Origin of the sequence: Streptomyces sp. Mut1, assembly GCF_030719295.1 — a bacterium.
In the GTDB taxonomy this organism is placed as follows: Bacteria; Actinomycetota; Actinomycetes; order Streptomycetales; family Streptomycetaceae; genus Streptomyces; species Streptomyces castrisilvae.
Genome location: NZ_CP120997.1, coordinates 6706164 through 6725566, shown reverse-complemented (window position 1 = coordinate 6725566; position 19403 = coordinate 6706164). Strand labels below are relative to the sequence as shown.

Genomic DNA, 19403 nt, shown 5'->3' with positions numbered 1-19403 from the left:
GAACGGGCGGGCGGTCGGGGCCCGGTTCAGGTGCGCCTCAGCCGGCCCCGGACGGCGTTCAGCGCGGCGCTGACCTCGGTGAGTCCCAGGGGGCGGGCCAGCAGCGCCACGACCAGGGCGAGGACGACGGTCCCCGCGCCCAGCGCGGCGAGGTCCCCGGATCCCGACCCGTCCGTGTCGACGGCGCGGGCCGCCAGGTACGCCAGCAGCCCGGCGGGCACGCAGGCGGCCGTCAGCCGCGCGTGGGCCCGTACCCCGGGCGAGCGGGTGAGCGAGGGGCGCCCGGCACCGGCCGGGGAGACCCTGCGGTTCAGGACGTACGCGGTGAACGCGAAGCCGGTGAGCAGGGCCACCGAGTACGCGCCCGCCATGCCCGTCACCGCCCAGCGCGGGGGCAGCAGCAGGTAGGCGACGACGCAGAGCCCGGCGTTCAGGGCGGCGATGACCAGGTTCAGCAGGAAGGGGGTGCGGGTGTCGCTCATCGCGTAGAAGCCCCGGGAGAGCACGTACTGACCGGAGAAGGCGATGAGCCCGGGGGCGAACGCGGCCATCATGCCCGCCATCACCGTGATGTCCGCCGGCCCCGTGCGTCCGTAGCCGAAGACCGACCCCATCACCCAGGGCGCGAGCGCCAGCAGGAGGGCGGCGGCGGGGACGACCACGGCCGCGGAGGTGCGCAGCGCGTACGAGAGGTCCCGCCGCACCCCGGCCAGGTCGCCGCCGGCCGCCGCCCGGCTCATCCGGGGCATCAGCGCGGTGACGAGGCTGACGGTCACGATGCCCTGCGGCACCACCCACAGCTGATAGGCGTAGCTGTACGCGGTGTAGCCGGCGCCGCCCGCGACATGCTGGTCCACGGCGTGCTGGCCGGTCGCGGTGGAGAGCCGGGTCACGACCCAGTAGGCGGCCTGGTTGGTCAGGACGAGCATGACGAGCCAGCCGGCCGCGCGCAGCGGACGGGTGAGTCCGCTGCCGCGCCAGTCGAACCGCGGCCGCCAGCGGAATTTCGCGGCCCGCAGGGAGGGCACCAGCGCGAGGCTCTGCACGGCGATGCCCGCCGTGGTGCCCCAGCCCAGCCACTGGGCCTGCGCGGAGGTGAGGGTGCCGTCCGAGCCGGCGGCCGTCCAGAGGTAGAGCCCGAACACCGCGATGATCACGACGTTGTTGAGGACGGGCGTCCACATCATCGCGCCGAACCGGTCACGGGCGTTGAGCACCTGCCCGAGGAGTGTGAACAGGCCGTAGAAGAGGATCTGCGGCAGGCAGTAGCGGGCCAGGGCGATGGTGAGTTCGGCCTGCTCGCCGTCGTAGGTGGGGGCGTAGACCGAGATGATCAGCGGTGCGCCGATGACGGCGAGCGCGGTGAGGGCGATCAGACCTGCCGTGCACAGGGTCAGCAGGCGGTCGGTGTAGGCGGCGCCGCCGTCGCTGTGTTCCTTGGCGGCGCGGACGAGTTCGGGGACGAAGACCGCGTTGAGGGCGCCGCCGATCAGCAGCATGTAGAGGATGTTGGGCACGGTGTTGGCGACCGTGTAGCCGTCGGCCCGCAGTCCGGTGCCGAGCGCGGCGACGACGACCGCCGAGCGTATGAACCCCGTCGCCCGCGAGACGACGGAGCCGGCGGCCATCACGGCGCCGCTGCGCAGCACCGAGCCGGAGCCGCGGTTCGCGGACTGTTCGGGGGCGTCTGCCGCGGGGGCGGCGTCGGCGGCCGTCACCGGCGCGCCAGGTAGGCCCGGAATGCCCGGTACAGCGTGTTGTTGGCGGCTCCGCCCACCGATGTCTCCCACTCTCCGAGGGTTTCCACGACGTGTCCGCCGGTGCCGAATTTCCAGCGCAGCAGCCCGAAGGGCCGGTCGTCGGGATCGAGGGTGGAGGATACCCCGCGCATGTCGTACACCTGTGCGCCCCCGTCCCGGGCGTCGCACATCAGCTGCCACTGGAGGGCGTTGCTGGGGCGGACCTCGCGGCGGTGGTCGGCGGAGGCGCCCGTCTGGTACCAGACCCGCCGGCCGGTGCTGATGACGGTGTGCGCGGCGAGGATCTCGCCTTCGTGGACGGCGAGGCAGAGCCTCATCCGGCCCGGCTGTTCGGCGTTGAGCACGGCGTACTGGCGCTGGTAGTAGGCGAGGGAGCGCCCGAGGCGGAAGCCGTCGCGTTCCTCGGTGATCCGCAGCAGCCGGTGGAACTCGGGCAGTTCGGCGGCGCTGCCGGTCACGACGCGCACCCCCGCCTTCCCCGCGCGGCGGACATTGCGCCGCCACTCCTGGTTGAGCCCGGCCCACAGGTCCTCGGTGCCGCGTCCGGCGAGCGGCACCCGGAAGACGTACCGGGGCTGGGCGTCGGCGTCGTCGCCGTCCTTGCCGCAGCGCTGCCAGCCGCGTGCCCGCAGCCGGTCCGCGACGGCCGCGCCGAGCGGGTCGACCTCGCTGGCCAGGACGTCCGGGATGGTGCGGCCCGGCCCGGTGGCGGCCTTGAGCCGGGGGGTGTCCCAGCGGCGGTAGGCGGGGGAAGGCCCCATGCGTACGGCGAACGCCCCGGCAGCGCGCAGATGGGCGAGCAGCGGCCGCAGCCACCGGTCGATGCCGGGGTCGGCCCAGTCGACGACCGGCCCTTCCGGAAGATAGGCGAAGTACTTCCGGGTGCCGGGGAACTGCCGGTAGAGGACGAGCGCGCTGCCGCTCAGCACCCCGTCCCCGTCGTGCCAGCCGAGGCTCTCCGACGACCATCCCTCTTTCACACCCGCCCACGACGGGTGCTGCAGAAAGCCGGCGTCGGCGTGCGTGGCCAGGTGCGCACGGTGCTCGTCCGCCGTCAGGCCGTGTATGCGTAGTTCACGGCTGCGGTCCTCGGTCGCGAGCAGCGCTGACATGTCCGTGGCCTTTCCTCGTGGGTCCCGCGGTCTGCTCTGCGGGGCTGCACAGGATGCTCACAGCGGTCCGTGACCGGTCCGCGCGCCGCATGTGACCGGACGATGACCGTTGCGCCGCACTTCTTGTCACACAGGGATTTCCTGCTTTTCCACGGATTTACGGAACTTAGGCTCCGCCGCATGCCTCTCCACCGACGAACGAGCAAGGCCCTGGAGGTTCTTCCGTTGATTCCCGCGATTCCCGCCTCTGTCTCGCCGGCGCGCCCGCCGCGCCCCGCCCGGCTCGCCCTCGCCGCCGGCACCGCGGTGCTCGGCATCGCTCTCACGGCCTGCTCCGGAAGCGTCGCCGCTTCGGGCCGGGCCGACGCCGGCCAGGGAGGGGACTCCGGTCCTTCGAAGGCCGCGCGGACCAGCATCTCGGTGAACCCGCACGGCACCGCGGCCGCCGCGGGCAAGCCGGTGACCGTGACCCTGGCGGCCGGAAAGCTGCGCGAGGTCACCGTCTCGGCCGCGGAGGGAAAGGCGCTCACCGGCCGGATATCCGCCGACGGCCGGACCTGGACCTCGGACCGGGCGGCGGCGCCCGGCACCGCGTACCGCGTCGAGGCACGGGACACCGGAGGCGGCAGCGACACGGCCTCGTTCACGACCGCGGCGGCGGCGAAGGTGAACAAGCTGGCGCTGGCACCCGGCAAGAACACCACGGTCGGCATCGCCCAGCCGCTGTCGATCGTGTTCGACAACCCGGTGAAGGACAGGGCGGCCGTCGAGAAGGCGCTCAAGGTGTCCACCTCGAACAACACCGAGGGCTCCTGGGGCTGGCTGCGCGACTACTCGGGCCGCGACCGCGTCGACTGGCGCCCCAAGGAGTACTGGAAGTCCGGTACGCGCATCACGCTCGACGCCCAGCTGAACGGCGTCGACTCGGGCCCCTCGGGCGGCTTCTTCGTACGGGACTACGCCACAACCTTCACGGTGGGCGCGAGCCAGGTGGTGAAGGTGGACCTCGACCGTCACCGGCTGGCGCTGCGGCGGGACGGCCGGACGGTCATGGACGTGCCGATGTCGGCGGGCACGCCGGGCGGCGACAAGGCGTCGTGGCGGGGCACGGCCGTGCTGATGGCGAAGGAGGGCACGATCAACATGCGCTCCGAGACGGTGGGGCTGGGCCACACCTACGACAAGATGGTCGACTACTCGATGCGGCTGACCTGGTCGGGCATGTACGCCCACGCCGCCCCCTGGAACACCGCGTACTTCGGGCGGGCCAACCACAGTTCGGGGTGTGTCGGCATGAGCGACGCGGACGCGGCGTCCCTCTACCGGCAGGCCCACGTCGGTGACCCGTTCGAGATCACCGGCGCGGACGCCAAGGGCACGGTCGCGGAGGGCAACGGCTACGGGGCATGGAACGTCTCCTGGTCCGACTGGCAGGCGAAGAGCGCACTCGCCTGACGGCCCGGCCGGCTCGCAGCTGACCTTCTTCCCGCGGCGCGAGAAGTGATCACCGGCTGCTGCCGGTCGGGCACCGCTCCCGTGACTACCGCGCTCCCGGCATCAGCGTTCCCGGCTGGGCCCGGCCGACGCCCACCGCCTCCGTCTTCGGATTGCGCCGTTGCCGCCTGGCCACCCACGTGGCGAACCAGGAGAGCAGCATGCACATCCCGATGTAGATCGGTGAGATCACCATCACCACCGGGATGAAAGGCAGATCGTAGTCCAGGTTGGAGGCGATGAGCTTGCCCGCGTGGAGGAACTCCTCGTAGGTGATCAGGTAGCCGAGCGAGGTGTCCTTCAGGGCCACCACCAGCTGGCTGATGATGGTGGGCAGCATCGCGCGGATGGCCTGCGGCGCCAGTACGTAGGTGGTGACGTGCGTCTTGCGCATGCCGAGCGCGTACGCCGCCTCGCCCTGGCCCCGCTCCACCGAGTTGATGCCGGTACGGAACACCTCGGCGAGCACCGAGCCGTTGTACAGGGTGAGCCCGGCGACCAGCGCGGGCAGCGGCTGCACCTTCAGCGCCACGAAGATGAAGAAGATCATCACCAGGACGGGCATGGCGCGGAAGAACTCCACGAGGACCGTCGAGACCCAGCGCACCGGGCGGTGTTCGGACAGGCGCCCCACCGCGAGGACGGCCCCGAGCGCCAGCGAGAGGACGGCGGCGTACGCGAACGCCTTGAGGGTGTTACCGAGTCCGCGCAGCAGGAGTTCCTGGATGCCCTTGTACTCGAAGGGCGACCACTTGGCGCTGGTGAACTGGTCGGTGTCGAACAGCAGATGGATGACCCAGCCGACCAGGGCGAGGAGCAGGACGGTCGACACGATCCCGTAGACGCGGTGCCGTTTACGGGTGTGCGGTCCCGGGATGTCGTAGAGGACGGTCGCGGAGGGGGTGGAGTGGGCGGTCATCGGGCGACTCCCCAGCGCTTTTCCATGACGTGGAAGAGCGCGCTGATGGTGAGGGTGATGATGAGGTATCCCACGGCGATCCAGACGAAGGTCCAGATGATGCTGTAGCCCAGCTCGTTGAGGGTCTTGTAGGTGCCGAGCAGTTCGGTGACGCTGAACGCCCCGGCGATCGCCGAGTTCTTCGCGAGCGCGATGAGTGTGGAGCCGACCGGCGGGATCACCGAGCGGAACGCCTGCGGCAGGACGACATTGCCGAGGGTCTGGCCGAAGGTCATCCCGAGGCTGCGGGCCGCCTCGCCCTGCCCGGTGGGCACGGTGTTGATGCCGGAGCGCAGCACCTCGCAGATGAACGCCGAGGTGTAGCAGCCGAGCGCCAGGACCGCGAACACGTTGAACGGCAGCACCAGGCCGAAGCGGGGCAGGCCGAGGAGCACGGCGAAGAAGAGCAGGGTGAGCGGGGTGTTGCGCAGGACCGTCACCCAGACCGTGCCGATCACCCGCAGCGAGCCGACGGGCGCCACCCGGAAGGAAGCCATGACGAAGCCGAGGACCATCGCCAGGACCGAGGCGTAGACGGTGAGTTCGACGGTGCCGAGGAAGCCCTTGCCGTAGAGCGAGAAGTTGTCGGTGAGTACGTCCATGGAATCGGCCGTCCTCTCAGTTCGCCGGGTAGCGGTCGATGGGCGGCGGCTTGGGCGCGGGTGTGCCGGACAGGCCGAGCGTCGCCTCGAACGCCTTCTTCCAGTTGCCGTTCTTCTCGTTGGCCTCCAGCGCGTCGTCCAGCGCGAGGCGCAGCGCGTTGTCGCTGCGCGGGACCCCGATGCCGTACGGCTCCTCGGAGAACGGCTTGCCGACGACCTTCATCTCATCGGGCGCCTTGGCGGCGAAGCCCAGCAGGATCGCGTCGTCGGTGGTGACCGCGTCGACCTGGAACGTCAGCAGGTTGTCGACACAGATCGAGTACGTGTCGTAGGCGACCAGCTTCGCCTTCGGGTAGTCGGCGGCGATCCGCTGGTACGGGGTCGAACCCGCCGCCGAGCAGACCGTCTTGCCCGCCAGGTCCTGGGGCCCGTGGATGTCGTCCTCGTCGGTGCGCACCAGCAGCCCCTGGCCCGCCATGTAGTACGGGCCGGCGAAGCCGACGAGCTTCTTGCGCATGTCGTTGATGGTGTAGGTGCCGACGTAGTAGTCGATCTGCCCGTTCTGGAGCGCGGTCTCGCGGTTGGCGGAGGCGATCGTCCTGAACCGGATCGTCTTCGGGTCGAAGCCGAGGGACGCCGCCATCATCCGGGCGATCTCGATGTCGAAGCCGGAGTAGACGCCGGTCGCGGGGTCCTTCTCACCCAGGTAGGGCTGGTCCTCCTTGGCCCCCACCCGCAGATAGCCGCGCTTCTTCGCCTGCGTCCAGGTCCTGGAGTCCGGCAGCCGGAAGCCGGTGTCGACCTTGTAGACGGGCAGCTCCCCGGCCTTGGGCCCCTTGACCGGCGGGCTGCCGTTCTTGCCGCAGCCGGCGGCGAGAACGGCGAGCAGCAGGCCGGCGCAGGCGGCCAGCACTTTCCTCGTACGCAACTCGGGCCTCCCGTCAGTGCTTGAGGATCTTGGACAGGAAGTCCTTGGCCCGGTCGCTCTCCGGGGCGGTGAAGAATTCCTCCGGGGTGCGGTCCTCGACGATGCAGCCGTCGGACATGAACACGACGCGGTTGGCGGCGGAGCGGGCGAAGCCCATCTCGTGGGTGACGACGACCATCGTCATGCCCTCGCGGGCGAGTTGCCGCATCACTTCCAGGACCTCGTTGATCATCTCCGGGTCGAGGGCCGAGGTCGGCTCGTCGAACAGGAGGGCCTTCGGATCCATGGCGAGGGCACGGGCGATGGCCACGCGCTGCTGCTGTCCGCCGGAGAGCTGCGCGGGGAACTTGTCGGCGTGCTCGGCGAGTCCCACCCGCTCCAGCAGTTCCCGGGACCGCTGGTCGGCCTCGTCCTTCTTCCGCTTGCGGACCTTGACCTGGGCAAGGGAGACGTTGGCGAGCACGCTCTTGTGCGCGAAGAGGTTGAACGACTGGAAGACCATGCCGACTTCGGCCCTCAGCCGGGCCAGACCCCGGCCCTCCTCGGGGAGGGGTTCGCCGTCGATGGTGATGTGGCCCGACTCGATCGTCTCCAGCCGGTTGATCGTCCGGCAGAGCGTCGATTTCCCGGAGCCGGACGGGCCGATGACCACCACCACCTCCCCGCGGCCGACGGTGAGATTGATGTCCTGCAGTACGTGCAACTTCCCGTAGAACTTATTGACGTCTCGCAGCTCGATCAACGGATCGACGGCCATACGCTGCCCTACCCCCTTGTCGCTCGGTCGAGGTCAGCGCAAACTAACCAGCCCGGCAAGGGGGTTGTGGCCCGACACGCACCAATGGTGCATAAGGCGTTTTATCTCTTCGCGCGTCCCGCCGGGCGGCCGGGTCAGCCCTCGGCGGACTCCGCGTACACCTGGGACAGCTCGGGGCTGCCGGACATCGCCCAGTCCAGACCGGCCTCGACCACGTCGATCTCACGCCCCGAGGCGAGCCGTACGACGGGCTGGCCGCTCGGCCAGATGTGCCAGAGCGCCCCGGGGACATTGCGCACCAGGACCGTACCGAGGTAGAGACCCGCGTCGTTGCCCAGCCAGGGCAGCTCCTCCGGGTCGTCGCGCCAGCGCGGCGGCAGCTGGTCGAGCGCGGCCAACGAGGCCGGACTGTCGTCCAGTTCGATGCCGCGCTCCCCCACTCTGACGCGGAGCAGCTCGCACTCGGCGAGCAGCGCGGCCACACCTTCCGGATCGACGTCGACGGCCGCCGCGAGCCCCGCCTCCCGCGCCCCCTCGTGACGCTTACGCCAGTTGTCCAAGAAAGGGATGTTCATACCGCTCAGGGTCGCATCCCGGTCGGCTTCGGCACCACAGGACGCGCGGCCTGTCGTTCGAGTGCTGAACACCACACGGTCACCGCGCGTTCACCCGAGGCGGGAGGGGCGGCGCTCAGAGGTCGAGGTCGACGACCACCGGGGCGTGGTCGGACGCGCCCTTGCCCTTGCGCTCCTCGCGGTCCACGTAGCTGTCCCGCACCGCGGCGGTGAAAGGGGCGTTTCCGTAGACGAGGTCGATGCGCATGCCCCTGTTCTTCGGGAAGCGCAGCTCGCGGTAGTCCCAGAAGGTGTAGGGGTGGTCGTACTTCAGGGGGCGGGGCATCACGTCCGACAGCCCCTCCTCGCGCAGCGCGGCCAGGGCCTCCCGCTCGGCGGGGGTGACATGCGTGGCCCCCTCGAACAGGGCCGGGTCCCAGACGTCCTCGTCGGTCGGGGCCACATTGAAGTCACCGAGCACGGCGAACGGACTCGGGCCCGCGGCGTCGGCGGCCACCGCCTTGCGCAACGCCTCCAGCCAGCGCAGCTTGTACGCGTAGTGCTCGTGGGCGACCTCGCGGCCGTTGGGCACGTACACCGACCAGAGCCGCACCGGGCCGCACGTCGCGCTGATCGCGCGGGGCTCCTGCGCGGTCTCGTAGGCGGGTCCTTCGGGCAGGCCCGTCACGACGTCGGACAGGCCGGCGCGGGAGATCAGCGCGACCCCGTTCCACCGGCCCGTCGCGTGGACCGCGGACTCGTAGCCGGCTTCGCGGAGCGCGTCCGAGGGGAACTGCTCAGCCGTGCACTTGGTCTCCTGGAGGCACAGCACGTCCGTGCCGCTGCTCTCCAGCCAGGCCAGCAGCCTCGGCAGACGGGCGGTGATCGAGTTGACGTTCCAGGTGGCGATGCGCATGTACGTAAACCTAGCGCCTGCCACTGACAGCCGCCGGGGCGGCGGCTGTCACAGGTCCGTCGAGTCGCCCGGTGCCATCCGGCCGTGACCGGCGCCGCCCAGCTCGCCGATCTGCCGGTCGTAGATCGGGCGGGCCAGGTCGGTGAGCAGCGCGTCGTGGACGTCGATGGCCCGGCGCGGCTTCACCTCGCGGACGTAGTCGATGACCTCGGAGATCTTGTTCCAGGGGGCCATCACCGGGAGCATCAGAGTGTCGACCGGCCGGCCGGGCAGCGTCAGGGCGTCGCCGGGGTGGAAGACGGAGCCGTCGATCAGGAAGCCGATGTTGGTGACGCGCGGGATGTCCGGGTGGATCACCGCGTGGAGTTCGCCGTGCACCTGGATGTCGAACCCGGCGGCCGAGAAGGTGTCCCCGTCGCCGACGGTGTGCACCCGCCCCGGGAACGCCGCGCCCAGCCGCTCCGCGACGCTGCGCAGGGTCCAGATCTCCGCGGCCGGGTCGGCCTCCAGACCGGCCCGCAGCCGCTCCTCGTCGAAGTGGTCCGGGTGCTCGTGCGTCACCAGGATCGCCTCGGCGCCGATCGCCGCGTCCCGCTCCGAGAAGCCGCCCGGGTCGATGACGAGCGTGCGCCCGCCCTTCTCCAGGCGGATGCAGGAGTGGGACTTCTTGGTCAGCGTGAGCGCGATCGGCTCGGTGCTCGCGGCGTTCTGGGAGTTCTCGGCAGTCATGGTTCCATCCTGCTACTCCGGAGGCGTCGTTTCCGCCTGAATCACCGACTGGGCGATCGTGAACGCCGCGCTCGCGGCCGGAATCCCGCAGTACACGGCCGTCTGCATCAGCACTTCCTTGATCTCGGCCGGTGTGAGCCCGTTGCGCAGGGCCGCCCTGGTGTGCGCGGCCAGGCTCTCCAGCCGCCCCGAAGCGACCAGCGCGGTGAGCGTGACGGTGCTGCGGGCACGCCGGTCCAGCCCCTCCCGGCTCCAGACCTCGCCCCAGGCGTACCGGGTGACGAGCTGCTGGAACTCGTCGGTGAAGTCGTCGGCGGCCGCCATCACCCCGTCCACCTGCGCGTCGCCCAGCACCTCCCGCCGGATGCGCATGCCCGGCGCGTACGGGTCGGCCCGCCCGCCTGCCACGGCCTCCGGCTCCTCCTCGGCCGTACCGATCTCCGCGACGGGCAGCACCGGGGTGGTGAGCCGGGGCACGGACTGCGGCATCGGGATGCCCGCCTGCGTGTCCTGCCAGGCGGCCGAGAAGTGGGTCAGCAGCAGATCGGTGACCGCCCCCGGCTGCTCGACGGGCGCGAGGTGGGACGCGCCGGGCACCAGCGCGAGCCGGGCATCCGGTATGCCCGCGACCAGGGTGCGCGCGTCACCGGGACCGGTCACCCGGTCCTCCGCCCCGACGAGGACGAGTGTGGGGACCGGGATGCGGGCCAGTTCCGTACGGATGTCGAAGGCGGCCAGGGCCTCGCAGGCGGCGATGTAGCACCCCGGGTCGGTGGTCCGCACCATCTGGACGGCCCACTCGACGATGGCGGGCTGCGCGGCGGCGAAGGCGGGCGTGAACCACCGCTCCGGCGCGGTGCGCGCCATGGGCTCCAGGCCGTTGGTACGGACGATGACCCCGCGCTGACGGAACTCGTCCGCGCTGCCGAACCGGGCCGAGGACGCCACCAGCGCGAGCGCGGCGACCCGCTGCGGATGCCGCAGCGCGAGATCGGCCCCAATCGCCCCGCCGATCGAACACCCCGCGTAACCGAAGCGCTGCACCCCGACCCCGTCGAGCGTGGCCAGCAGCCGGTCGCCCAGCTCCGCCACGGCACTGGCGGGCCTGGCGGGCGCGCCGCCGTGTCCGGGAAGGTCGTAGCGGAAGACTCTCCAGTGCTGGGTGAGCTCGGGTATCTGTCTGTCCCACATATGCCATGTGGTACCCAGTGAGGGGCCGATGACCAGGACCGGGGCGTCTTCTGGCCCGTCAAAGCGGTATTGCAGGGTGTTCGGCGGTGTATCACTCACGCCCCGCACCCTCTCACGTCTCACCGGCCGTGCCCGAAACCCCAGCCAGACGGCGACCGTCTGCCAGGACATGGAAGACCACACATCGAGGCATCTGTCCGGTCCCGGGACGGGGTACGTCGACATCGTCGCGGCCGACGAGCCAGCCCTCCTGCGAATCGCCGAGCTCCTCGCAACGACATGGGCATCGAGCGAACCACCCACAGCCCGGCAGCTCCCCGGGTCGGCGGCCTACACCGCGCGAGTGCATCTGGCCACCTCGCTGCCGGCGCCCGGCGGGACCCGGGCCCTCCCCAGCGACTGGGTTCGCTTCCCCTTCCCGCCATGGGGTGGGCGACTGGACGATGTGAAGTCGACGTGTGTGCGCCGCAGGAATGACCAGCGGGTGTGCGGGCGGCAGGCAGCGGAGTGGCCGCGCGGATACGGTACGGAAGACCCCGGAGCCTGCTGGTCGCATCTGGACCAGGAGGAGCGGGAAGAATGCCTGCGGGTCCGGCAGGCATACGAAAAAGCATTCTGGGCGCTGAAGAAGCAGCACTGGCGGGAGGCCAGGCACGGTCGCGGCGAGCGATGCAACGAGTGCAGGTGAGCGGCCGACGGTGCCGTCTCGGCGCCGACGCCGGATACCGGCTTTTGATCCGTGGGCAGCAAGGCTCAGGACATCTCCTCGCGGCAGGATCAAGCAGGTCAGTGCGGCGGGGCGGGACTGGATGATCCCCCCGGGGGTGCAGGTGGCTTCACCTGGCACGAAGAGCACCAATTCCGCATCCGTCACCGAGACTGTCTGGTCGGCACACCTCCGCTCGCCCGGAGAGCACAAGACCCCGCCGCCCGAGGCGGACGGCGACGACGGCTCACCTCCGCTCGCGCGGAGAGCACCTGCGGACGATCTACACGATCGGCAGTGACGTCGGCTCACCTCCGCTCGCGCGGAGAGCACACTGCGGCTCACCCCCTAGGAGACGGCATGTCCGGCTCACCTCCGCTCGCGCGGAGAGCACGGCGAGATCGTTGTCCAGTTGGCCACCAGCTACGGCTCACCTCCGCTCGCGCGGAGAGCACGGGTCCCCGTAGAACCACTCAACCTTGTAATCCGGCTCACCTCCGCTCGCGCGGAGAGCACTAGCTCGTCCCCGACAGCAGGCACGAGATCGCCGGCTCACCTCCGCTCGCGCGGAGAGCACGGCCCGAACAGGGTGGCGCTGTCGTTGAAGTACGGCTCACCTCCGCTCGCGCGGAGAGCACGTTCGCGATGTTGATGTACGGGAGGCGGTCGCCGGCTCACCTCCGCTCGCGCGGAGAGCACGCGCCCTGCGTATGCCGCAGCTGCTCGAACGCCGGCTCACCTCCGCTCGCGCGGAGAGCACCCACCGACACGCAGGACATCGAGGGTCGCAAACGGCTCACCTCCGCTCGCGCGGAGAGCACCCACGCCCTGATCGGAGCCATCGCATGACCGCCGGCTCACCTCCGCTCGCGCGGAGAGCACGGCGAGGAGTAGCCCGTGGATACCACCCTGAACGGCTCACCTCCGCTCGCGCGGAGAGCACGTCAGCGGCAGGGTCCGAAGTCCGGCGCCAGTCGGCTCACCTCCGCTCGCGCGGAGAGCACACGCGCCGCGCGGGTCAGCGAACGGCGAGGTGCGGCTCACCTCCGCTCGCGCGGAGAGCACCAGGCCCCCCAGGCCCGAGGTAGCGTCCTCGACGGCTCACCTCCGCTCGCGCGGAGAGCACCGCTGCATGCTTCTCGGCGATGCGCCGAGCCTCGGCTCACCTCCGCTCGCGCGGAGAGCACCAGTACTCGGGCGGCCGTCCGGCCCCGGCCGGCGGCTCACCTCCGCTCGCGCGGAGAGCACCCTTCGCCACCTGCCCCTAAGGAAGCCCTTTGCCGTTCCTTTGCCAGGGATGACGGCGCATCATGTTCTCTCTCGTCGACATCGCGCAGCGAGTGTACGGCCCCTCCCTCGCGCCGTCCCCTGTTCGGTGGATATGGGCGCGCTGTCAGTAGGGGGTGCTATCTCTGTGCTCGTGGAAAAGAGCGATACGGCAGGTGCCCTGGAAGGCTGTCTTCTGGATGCGCGGATGTGGGGGAAGGAACGCGGGCTGACACGGCCGTACCCCGTGATCTGTCATCTTCTGGACACGGGTGCCGTGTTCCGAGAGCTCTGGGACGTCGTCCTGAGCCAGGAGACCCGGGAAGCGGTGGCAAGCGCTCTTGGTCTGAGTCTGTCCGAGGCACGCGCGGTGGTTTCCTTTTGGGCCGCGTTGCACGACATCGGCAAGATCACTCCACCATTCCAGGCGCAGGTTCCCAGTTGCTACGAACTGTTGCGCGAGGATTCCGCCTATGTGAGCGCGCCTGGTGCGGAGTACGAGAGGCAGTTCCGTCACGAAATCGCTTCCCATTGGTCGCTGTCGGCGTTGCTCGAAGAGGTTGGCTATCCGGGTGACGGGCGGCGGATGCACCGGTCAGTGAGCCACCAGGTCGCACAGCTTCTGGGCGGTCACCATGGTTCGTTCGGGGCGGTGTTGAAGTCCAAGCAGGTGGCGCAAGCCAGTGCTTACAACGCTGGTCTGGGCGGGGTTGGGTGGGCTGATCAGCGGCGCGTGCACTTTGCGGAAGTGCGGCGGGTGATGGGAGCCATTGCGGTTCCTGCTCGGGGGCTTCCGGCCGGGCTGGCCGTGGTCGTGGCCGGAGCGGTGGTGGTGGCCGACTGGCTGGCAAGCCAGACTTCGGCGATCGAGGCACGCCTGCCGGCTTCCGGCTGGTCGGGCACGCCGGCGCAGGTGGATGCGCATTGGCAGGGCGCGGTGCGGGCTGCCCCGAAGCTGGTGGGTTCGGCGCGGCTGGGCCGGGCGCGGTTTTCTTCGCAGGATTTTGCGGCGATGTTCCCCTTTGAGCCGAACAGTCTGCAGCGTGATCTCGCGGAGCATCTTCCCGGTTTGGTGCGCGAGCACGGTCCTGGGCTGGTGCTGGTGACGGCTCCGACCGGTGACGGCAAAACTGAGGGGGCGTTGTTCGCCGCCTCGGTGTTGGGGCGCGCGGCGGGGTGTCGGGGTTTGTATTTCGCGCTGCCGACGATGGGCACGGCGGACGCGATGCTGCCCCGAGTGGAGGCGTTCGCTTCCCAGGCGTTGTCCGGGGAGCGGGCGTTGATGCTGCTGCACTCCATGGCCTGGCTGAGTTCGCCGGGCAACGGGGGCCAGGACCTGTTCGGCGATGCCGTCGGGCAGGCGGATGTGGTGAGTGCGGGCGCGTCGACGGTTGTGGAGGCGGATGGGTGGCTGCGCGGCCCGAAGCGCGGCCTGCTCGCTCCGCTGGGTGTCGGCACCATCGACCAGGCGCTGAGCGCGGTGCTGCCCCTTCGCTACAACGCTCTGCGGCTGTTCGGTCTGTCGGACAAGGTGTTCGTCGTGGACGAGGCCCACGCTTACGGACCGTGGATGCATCAACTGCTCCTTCGGTTGCTGGAATGGCTGGGAACGATGCGCGCGCCGGTCGTGCTGTTGTCGGCCACGCTTACGGGGCGTTCGGCCGGCTCCCTGGTGGACGCCTACCGGCGCGGTGCCGGGTTCTATGAGCCGTCTGCTGTGGCTCCGCGCTATCCGGGCTGGTTGTTCGCGAGCGGAGGGTCGGGCGAGGTCTCGGCTGTCCGGAGCACGCTGAGCAATAGGGCACGGACTCTGATGGTGTCGCGCAGGGCGGTGGCGTGGGACACGGCGGAACCGATCGGCTCGCCGGTCCGCGAGGGCGGACGCCGGGCAGCGCTTCGCGAGGTGCTGGCACCAGTCGCCGAGGTGGGTGGTACGGCGCTGGTGTGCTGTACGACGGTGGCCGAGGCTCAGCAGACGTACAGGGACCTCCTGGCGGCCTTCCCCGACCTTGCAGCGCGCCCCGGTGGGTTGCGGCTGCTTCATTCCCGGTACCCGGCAGACGCACGGGCATCGATCACAGCCGACTGCGAGCGGGCCTACGGCAAACCGGCCCCGTCCGACGAGCCGGTCGCGCTGCGTCCGGCGTCCGTGCTGGTGGCAACGCAGGTGGTCGAGCAGTCACTCGACCTGGATTTCGACCTGGTGGTGTCGGATCTGGCGCCGCTGGCACAGCTGTTGCAGCGTGCGGGCCGTGCACGCCGTCACTGCCGGGGCCCCTCGGGGCGCCCGGCATGGGCTGCCACCGAGGAGGAGCCTGTGCTTGTGGTGCTCGATCCCCTGACGGAGCCGGGCGAGGCGGTGCCTCGTTCGTGGGGCACCGTCTACGACGCGTCGCTGCTTCATCGCACCTCGCGGATGCTTGCGGACCTCGCAAGCCAGGGGATCGCGGTGCCGGGTGATGTGCAGCGGCTGGTGGATGCGGTGTACGACGAAGACTTCGTCGACAAAGCGGACGAGGCGGTTCGTGCGGAACTGGCTCGGTTCGACGAGGAGCGGCTGGCCCGTGAAGCAGCCGAACGGCACATGGCGGCCTGGACGGGCATCTGTGCACCGGCGGACGTCCGGGGTGATCTGAGCAAGTTGTCACTTCGGGAGGCCGGGGTGAGCGAGGAAATGCTCACAACCCGGCTCGGCGCTGATACCGGCCGGGTGCTCTGCCTCTACGAACAGTCCGGCGGCACGTTCACCCTCGACCCCGAAGGCAGCCTCCCGGTACCGGCCGGTGGCCGTCACGGGCTCACAGCACCACAGTTGGCCGACGTCGCACGGCGCGTCGCCCCCGTCCCGGGGCGCTGGCTGCGTGAGGAGGAGCCGGACAGCGCTGTTCCCAGGAAGTGGGGCACCCATCCTTCGCTGCGCGGCCTGGTTTTGCTGCGGATGACTCCCTCCGGTGGCATATGGAGATGTCGGCACGGGCGTTCTACGGTTTCAATTTCGGATGTCGGTCTCGAATTCGAGTAATCTCAGGCGGGCACGAAGGCTTCTTGGGGCTGGTTCGCACGGCTGTGCCGTGCACGGCCAGGCCGACCGCTCTGCTCCTCCTCGCACTGTCTGGCGACGACAGGACATCTCCATGCCGACGGGCACCTACAACCTGATCGACCAGCCGTGCATCCCCGTACGCTGGAAACCCGACACCCCACCGGTCGACACGGCGGCCGGCCTCCCCCACCGGGTCGGCTTCCGTGAACTCCTGCTGCGCAGCCACGACATCGAGCCCCTCGCCATCGCCGACGCCCCCGCGCGCGGCCCTGCTGCGGGTCCTGTACGCGATCACCGCCCGCATCGCCGACCTGACCGAACAAGGTCCGTCAGGCGACTGGGACGAGCACCAGCTGGACATCCTGGACGAGGGCCGGCTTCAGGCCGCCAAGGTCGACGCCTACTTCGCCCAGCAACTCCTCGACCCGAGCCGCACCTACGAGGGACCCGACCCCGAAGAACAGATGGTCGACCTCTGGGACCCGGTCACCGGCTCCGTACCCGCCGGCATCAACCACGGGACACAGCCATGACCCGCTACCCTCCAGCAAGGCGGCGCACATGTCTTCAATGATTGTCATCTCCGCCACCGCCGTACCCGACCATCTACGCGGCGCCCTCACCCGTTGGCTCCTCGAAGTCACCCCCGAGCTCTACGTCGGCACCGTCTCAGCCCGCGTCCGCGACGAACTCCGGGCAGCCGCCACCGCCTGCACCCACGACGGCCTCGCCGTCCTCGCCCACCCCGCCGACAACGAACAAGGCTTCCAACTACACACAGCCGGAACCCGCCGCCGCGAACCCCTCGACTTCGACGGCCTCACCCTCATCGCCTTAAAACGCGAAAGTCAAGAAACGGCAAAGCCCCTCTAGCGGGCCAGGTCAAAGAGGGTCCTCTCCGCGCGAGCGGAGGTGAGCCGCCACATCCGCAGTTACGCGAACCAACTCGCTCGTCCTCTCCGCGCGAGCGGAGGTGAGCCGAGGCTGCTCACGGCCTCCTTCGACACGGTCACGTCCTCTCCGCGCGAGCGGAGGTGAGCCGGGCCGGCCGCCCGTGGCGCGAGCGGCCAACCCGTCCTCTCCGCGCGAGCGGAGGTGAGCCGGTCGGGTTGCCCCGGCCGTAGTTCGAGGACTTGTCCTCTCCGCGCGAGCGGAGGTGAGCCGCCGATGCGCGACGGGGCCAGCCAGACCGCGCAGTCCTCTCCGCGCGAGCGGAGGTGAGCCGATAGGTCGTCAGCGCGTCGCGGTGCTTGCGCTGTCCTCTCCGCGCGAGCGGAGGTGAGCCGCGGGCCGAAGCCGAGTTCCGGCGCCTGGTCGCGTCCTCTCCGCGCGAGCGGAGGTGAGCCGTTCCTGGTGAAGGCCCGCAACAAGCTCAACCGGTCCTCTCCGCGCGAGCGGAGGTGAGCCGTAGGGGTTCGAGTCCCCGCTCGCCTACCGCGCGTCCTCTCCGCGCGAGCGGAGGTGAGCCGGCGGAGGAAGCCCGGGCGAAGGCGCAGGCCGAGTCCTCTCCGCGCGAGCGGAGGTGAGCCGCGAACGCGGCAGGGGTTCAGCGGTCAGATCCGGTCCTCTCCGCGCGAGCGGAGGTGAGCCGCCCTCACCGCCTACGCCGTGACCGACGAGTACGTCCTCTCCGCGCGAGCGGAGGTGAGCCGGACGGCAACCGCCTCGACGGCGGGCTCGTCACGTCCTCTCCGCGCGAGCGGAGGTGAGCCGCGCCCGCACCGAACCTTCCCGCCGTCCCCGCCGTCCTCTCCGCGCGAGCGGAGGTGAGCCGCCGGAGCTGCGGGCGTGGCTGGTCCCGCCCGGGTCCTCTCCGCGCGAGCGGAGGTGAGCCGCCTGTTCCGACTCCTGACGCGTGATCAGTTGAGTCCTCTCCGCGCGAGCGGAGGTGAGCCGCCTGTTCCGACTCCTGACGCGTGATCAGTTGAGTCCTCTCCGCGCGAGCGGAGGTGAGCCGGCCCGGGGTGCCGACGGACCCGAGACCTTCCTGTCCTCTCCGCGCGAGCGGAGGTGAGCCGCAGGTGCCGACGTCCCGTAGGTCAAGGGGTCTGTCCTCTCCGCGCGAGCGGAGGTGAGCCGGTATCGGCGAGGTCGTCCGCCCGCGGGCCCATGTCCTCTCCGCGCGAGCGGAGGCGAACTGCGGGACCGAGTGCCAACTGGGCTTGTTCTTCCCTCCTCTCCGCGTCACGCCGCGCTTCGCCGGGGTGGGCATCGCCGAGATGGCCGATCTGGCGATGCTCCCTGACAGCCACGGTTACTGGTTCGAGGAGGAGGTGTGGGACATGAGCGACGGCCCGGAGTCGATGAAACCGTGTTCCAAGGTCTGGCGGTTCAACAAGGTCTGTGACCCACTCTGGCGGCTGGTGACCAAGGAGCTCATCCTCGCCCGGATGTGCCCGCCTCAATGAGCGGGTGGCGGCCTTGCCGTTCGTCATTCGAACAGCAAGGGGCTCGCCCAGCGCCGAGAAGGTGGTGGCCCGCACGGCGATCTGGTTCAAACTTCTCCATCGACGCCGGTTTGACCTTGCTGGTCGACCTGGCTCAGGAGCATTGCGACGATTTCAAGGGCTTGCACCGCCGCCGCAGGGCGCAAGGGCAACACGATCGGCTCCGGCGGCTCACCTCCACGCACGTAGAGAGCACGCGCACTCGTAGGCATCCTCCGTCCGGTCGGAAGCTCACCTCCACTCGCGCGGAGAGCACCCGTCACCGAGAAGTTCGTCCCGCGTGCGCTGCGGCTCACCTCTGCTCGCGCAGAGAGCACCACGTGGCCTTATCGAACCCCTTTTGCTCTTCCTTTGCCTGGGTTCGTCGTGAATCCCGTCCTGTGCAGTCATCATCGCGCAGCGAGTGTACGGGCCATCCCAGGCTGCTCCCCCTGTTTGCTGGATTTGGAGCTGATGTCAGTGGGGGCTGGTATCTCTGTCGTCGTGAAGAAGAACGGCGCAGGAGCCTTAGACCATTGTGTTCTGGATGCGCGGATGCGGGAGAAGGAGCACGGGCTGACACGGCCGTACTCGGTGATCTGTCATCTCAGGGGCATCCGGGCGGTCTTCCCCGGTCTTGCCGCGCGCCCTCGTGGGGTGAGGCCGCTTAGTTCCCGGCACCCGGCGAGTGTGCGGGGGTCCATCACAGCCGACTGTGTAGGGGATCTCGGTAAGCCGCTCCCGGCCGACGAGCCGGTAGCGGTTCGCCCGGCGTCCGTGCTGGCGGCGACGCAGGTTGTCGAGCAGTCACTGGTTCGGTCTCGAACTCAAGTGATCTTCACGTTTTGATTACCTCTTGTATGCGCTTCGACTACATTCCGATTGCAGCGTTCCGCGCCCTATGCAGGCGGGCGCGAAGGCTGCTTGGGGCTGGTTCGGACGGCTGTGGCGTGCACGGCCT

At 69.9% G+C, this 19403-nt stretch carries 16 protein-coding genes and 2 CRISPR repeat arrays; of the genes, 6 read left to right on the top strand and 10 right to left on the bottom strand.

All coding sequences use genetic code 11. From position 1 onward, the window contains the following. Positions 1-26: 26 nt before the first annotated feature. Complete coding sequence (gene murJ / locus P8A18_RS29165) at positions 27-1718, bottom strand: murein biosynthesis integral membrane protein MurJ (protein ID WP_306059305.1); 1692 nt, start codon at positions 1716-1718, stop codon at positions 27-29. Further along, a complete protein-coding gene (locus P8A18_RS29160) occupies positions 1715-2872 on the bottom strand; it encodes a lipid II:glycine glycyltransferase FemX (protein WP_306059303.1) in 1158 nt (385 codons plus the stop codon). The genes murJ and P8A18_RS29160 overlap by 4 nt, the downstream gene beginning before the upstream one ends. A gap of 180 nt (positions 2873-3052) precedes the next feature. Between P8A18_RS29160 and P8A18_RS29155 the strand changes: the two genes are divergently transcribed. Beyond that, complete coding sequence (locus P8A18_RS29155) at positions 3053-4327, top strand: L,D-transpeptidase (RefSeq protein ID WP_306059301.1); 1275 nt, start codon at positions 3053-3055, stop codon at positions 4325-4327. An 85-nt stretch (positions 4328-4412) separates the two neighbouring features. On the opposite strand, the gene P8A18_RS29150 is transcribed toward P8A18_RS29155, so the two are convergent. The 8 genes from P8A18_RS29150 to pcaDC form a co-directional block, all read right to left on the bottom strand. Beyond that, positions 4413-5285 (bottom strand): amino acid ABC transporter permease, encoded by an 873-nt coding sequence (locus P8A18_RS29150; RefSeq protein WP_306059299.1) that lies wholly within the window; start codon positions 5283-5285, stop codon positions 4413-4415. Beyond that, entirely contained in the window at positions 5282-5926 is a 645-nt protein-coding gene (locus P8A18_RS29145; protein ID WP_018552708.1) for an amino acid ABC transporter permease, read from the bottom strand. Before P8A18_RS29145 ends, P8A18_RS29150 begins: the two co-directional genes overlap by 4 nt. Before the next feature lie 16 nt (positions 5927-5942). Continuing rightward, a complete protein-coding gene (locus P8A18_RS29140; protein WP_306059297.1) occupies positions 5943-6854 on the bottom strand; it encodes a glutamate ABC transporter substrate-binding protein in 912 nt (303 codons plus the stop codon). Positions 6855-6867: 13 nt separating this feature from the next. After that, on the bottom strand, positions 6868-7611 hold the full coding sequence (locus P8A18_RS29135; RefSeq protein WP_018552710.1) for an amino acid ABC transporter ATP-binding protein: 744 nt from the start codon (positions 7609-7611) through the stop codon (positions 6868-6870). 134 nt (positions 7612-7745) lie between these two features. After that, positions 7746-8186: a DUF6278 family protein gene (locus P8A18_RS29130; protein ID WP_306059295.1), complete on the bottom strand. Its 441-nt coding sequence runs from the start codon at positions 8184-8186 to the stop codon at positions 7746-7748. 115 nt (positions 8187-8301) lie between these two features. Next, positions 8302-9081: an exodeoxyribonuclease III gene (locus tag P8A18_RS29125; protein WP_306059293.1), complete on the bottom strand. Its 780-nt coding sequence runs from the start codon at positions 9079-9081 to the stop codon at positions 8302-8304. A gap of 48 nt (positions 9082-9129) precedes the next feature. Beyond that, positions 9130-9810, bottom strand: coding sequence for an MBL fold metallo-hydrolase (locus tag P8A18_RS29120; RefSeq protein ID WP_306059292.1), 681 nt, complete (start codon positions 9808-9810; stop codon positions 9130-9132). 12 nt (positions 9811-9822) lie between these two features. After that, positions 9823-11100: a bifunctional 3-oxoadipate enol-lactonase/4-carboxymuconolactone decarboxylase PcaDC gene (gene pcaDC, locus P8A18_RS29115; protein WP_306059290.1), complete on the bottom strand. Its 1278-nt coding sequence runs from the start codon at positions 11098-11100 to the stop codon at positions 9823-9825. On the opposite strand from pcaDC, the gene P8A18_RS34390 reads away from it, so the two are divergent. The 5 genes from P8A18_RS34390 (at position 11030) to P8A18_RS29095 (ending at position 18424) form a co-directional block, all read left to right on the top strand. Beyond that, positions 11030-11689 carry a DUF6207 family protein gene (locus P8A18_RS34390; RefSeq protein ID WP_371933729.1) on the top strand — a complete coding sequence of 220 codons (660 nt, stop codon included), beginning with the start codon at positions 11030-11032 and terminating at the stop codon, positions 11687-11689. The genes pcaDC and P8A18_RS34390 overlap by 71 nt on opposite strands. Positions 11690-11889: 200 nt before the next feature. Then, positions 11890-12955: direct repeats of the CRISPR family, unit length 29 nt; unit sequence CGGCTCACCTCCGCTCGCGCGGAGAGCAC. Positions 12956-13127: 172 nt separating this feature from the next. Beyond that, positions 13128-15995 carry a CRISPR-associated helicase Cas3' gene (gene cas3, locus P8A18_RS29110; protein WP_371933728.1) on the top strand — a complete coding sequence of 956 codons (2868 nt, stop codon included), beginning with the start codon at positions 13128-13130 and terminating at the stop codon, positions 15993-15995. A gap of 224 nt (positions 15996-16219) precedes the next feature. Continuing rightward, on the top strand, positions 16220-16549 hold the full coding sequence (locus tag P8A18_RS29105; RefSeq protein WP_306059288.1) for a hypothetical protein: 330 nt from the start codon (positions 16220-16222) through the stop codon (positions 16547-16549). Between the two features lie 28 nt (positions 16550-16577). Then, a complete protein-coding gene (cas2e, locus tag P8A18_RS29100) occupies positions 16578-16889 on the top strand; it encodes a type I-E CRISPR-associated endoribonuclease Cas2e (protein WP_306059286.1) in 312 nt (103 codons plus the stop codon). Positions 16890-16907: 18 nt separating this feature from the next. Then, a CRISPR array of direct repeats spans positions 16908-18156; the repeat unit is 29 nt; unit sequence GTCCTCTCCGCGCGAGCGGAGGTGAGCCG. Positions 18157-18178: 22 nt separating this feature from the next. After that, positions 18179-18424 (top strand): hypothetical protein, encoded by a 246-nt coding sequence (locus P8A18_RS29095; RefSeq protein WP_445978201.1) that lies wholly within the window; start codon positions 18179-18181, stop codon positions 18422-18424. The last annotated feature ends 979 nt before the right edge of the window (positions 18425-19403 follow it).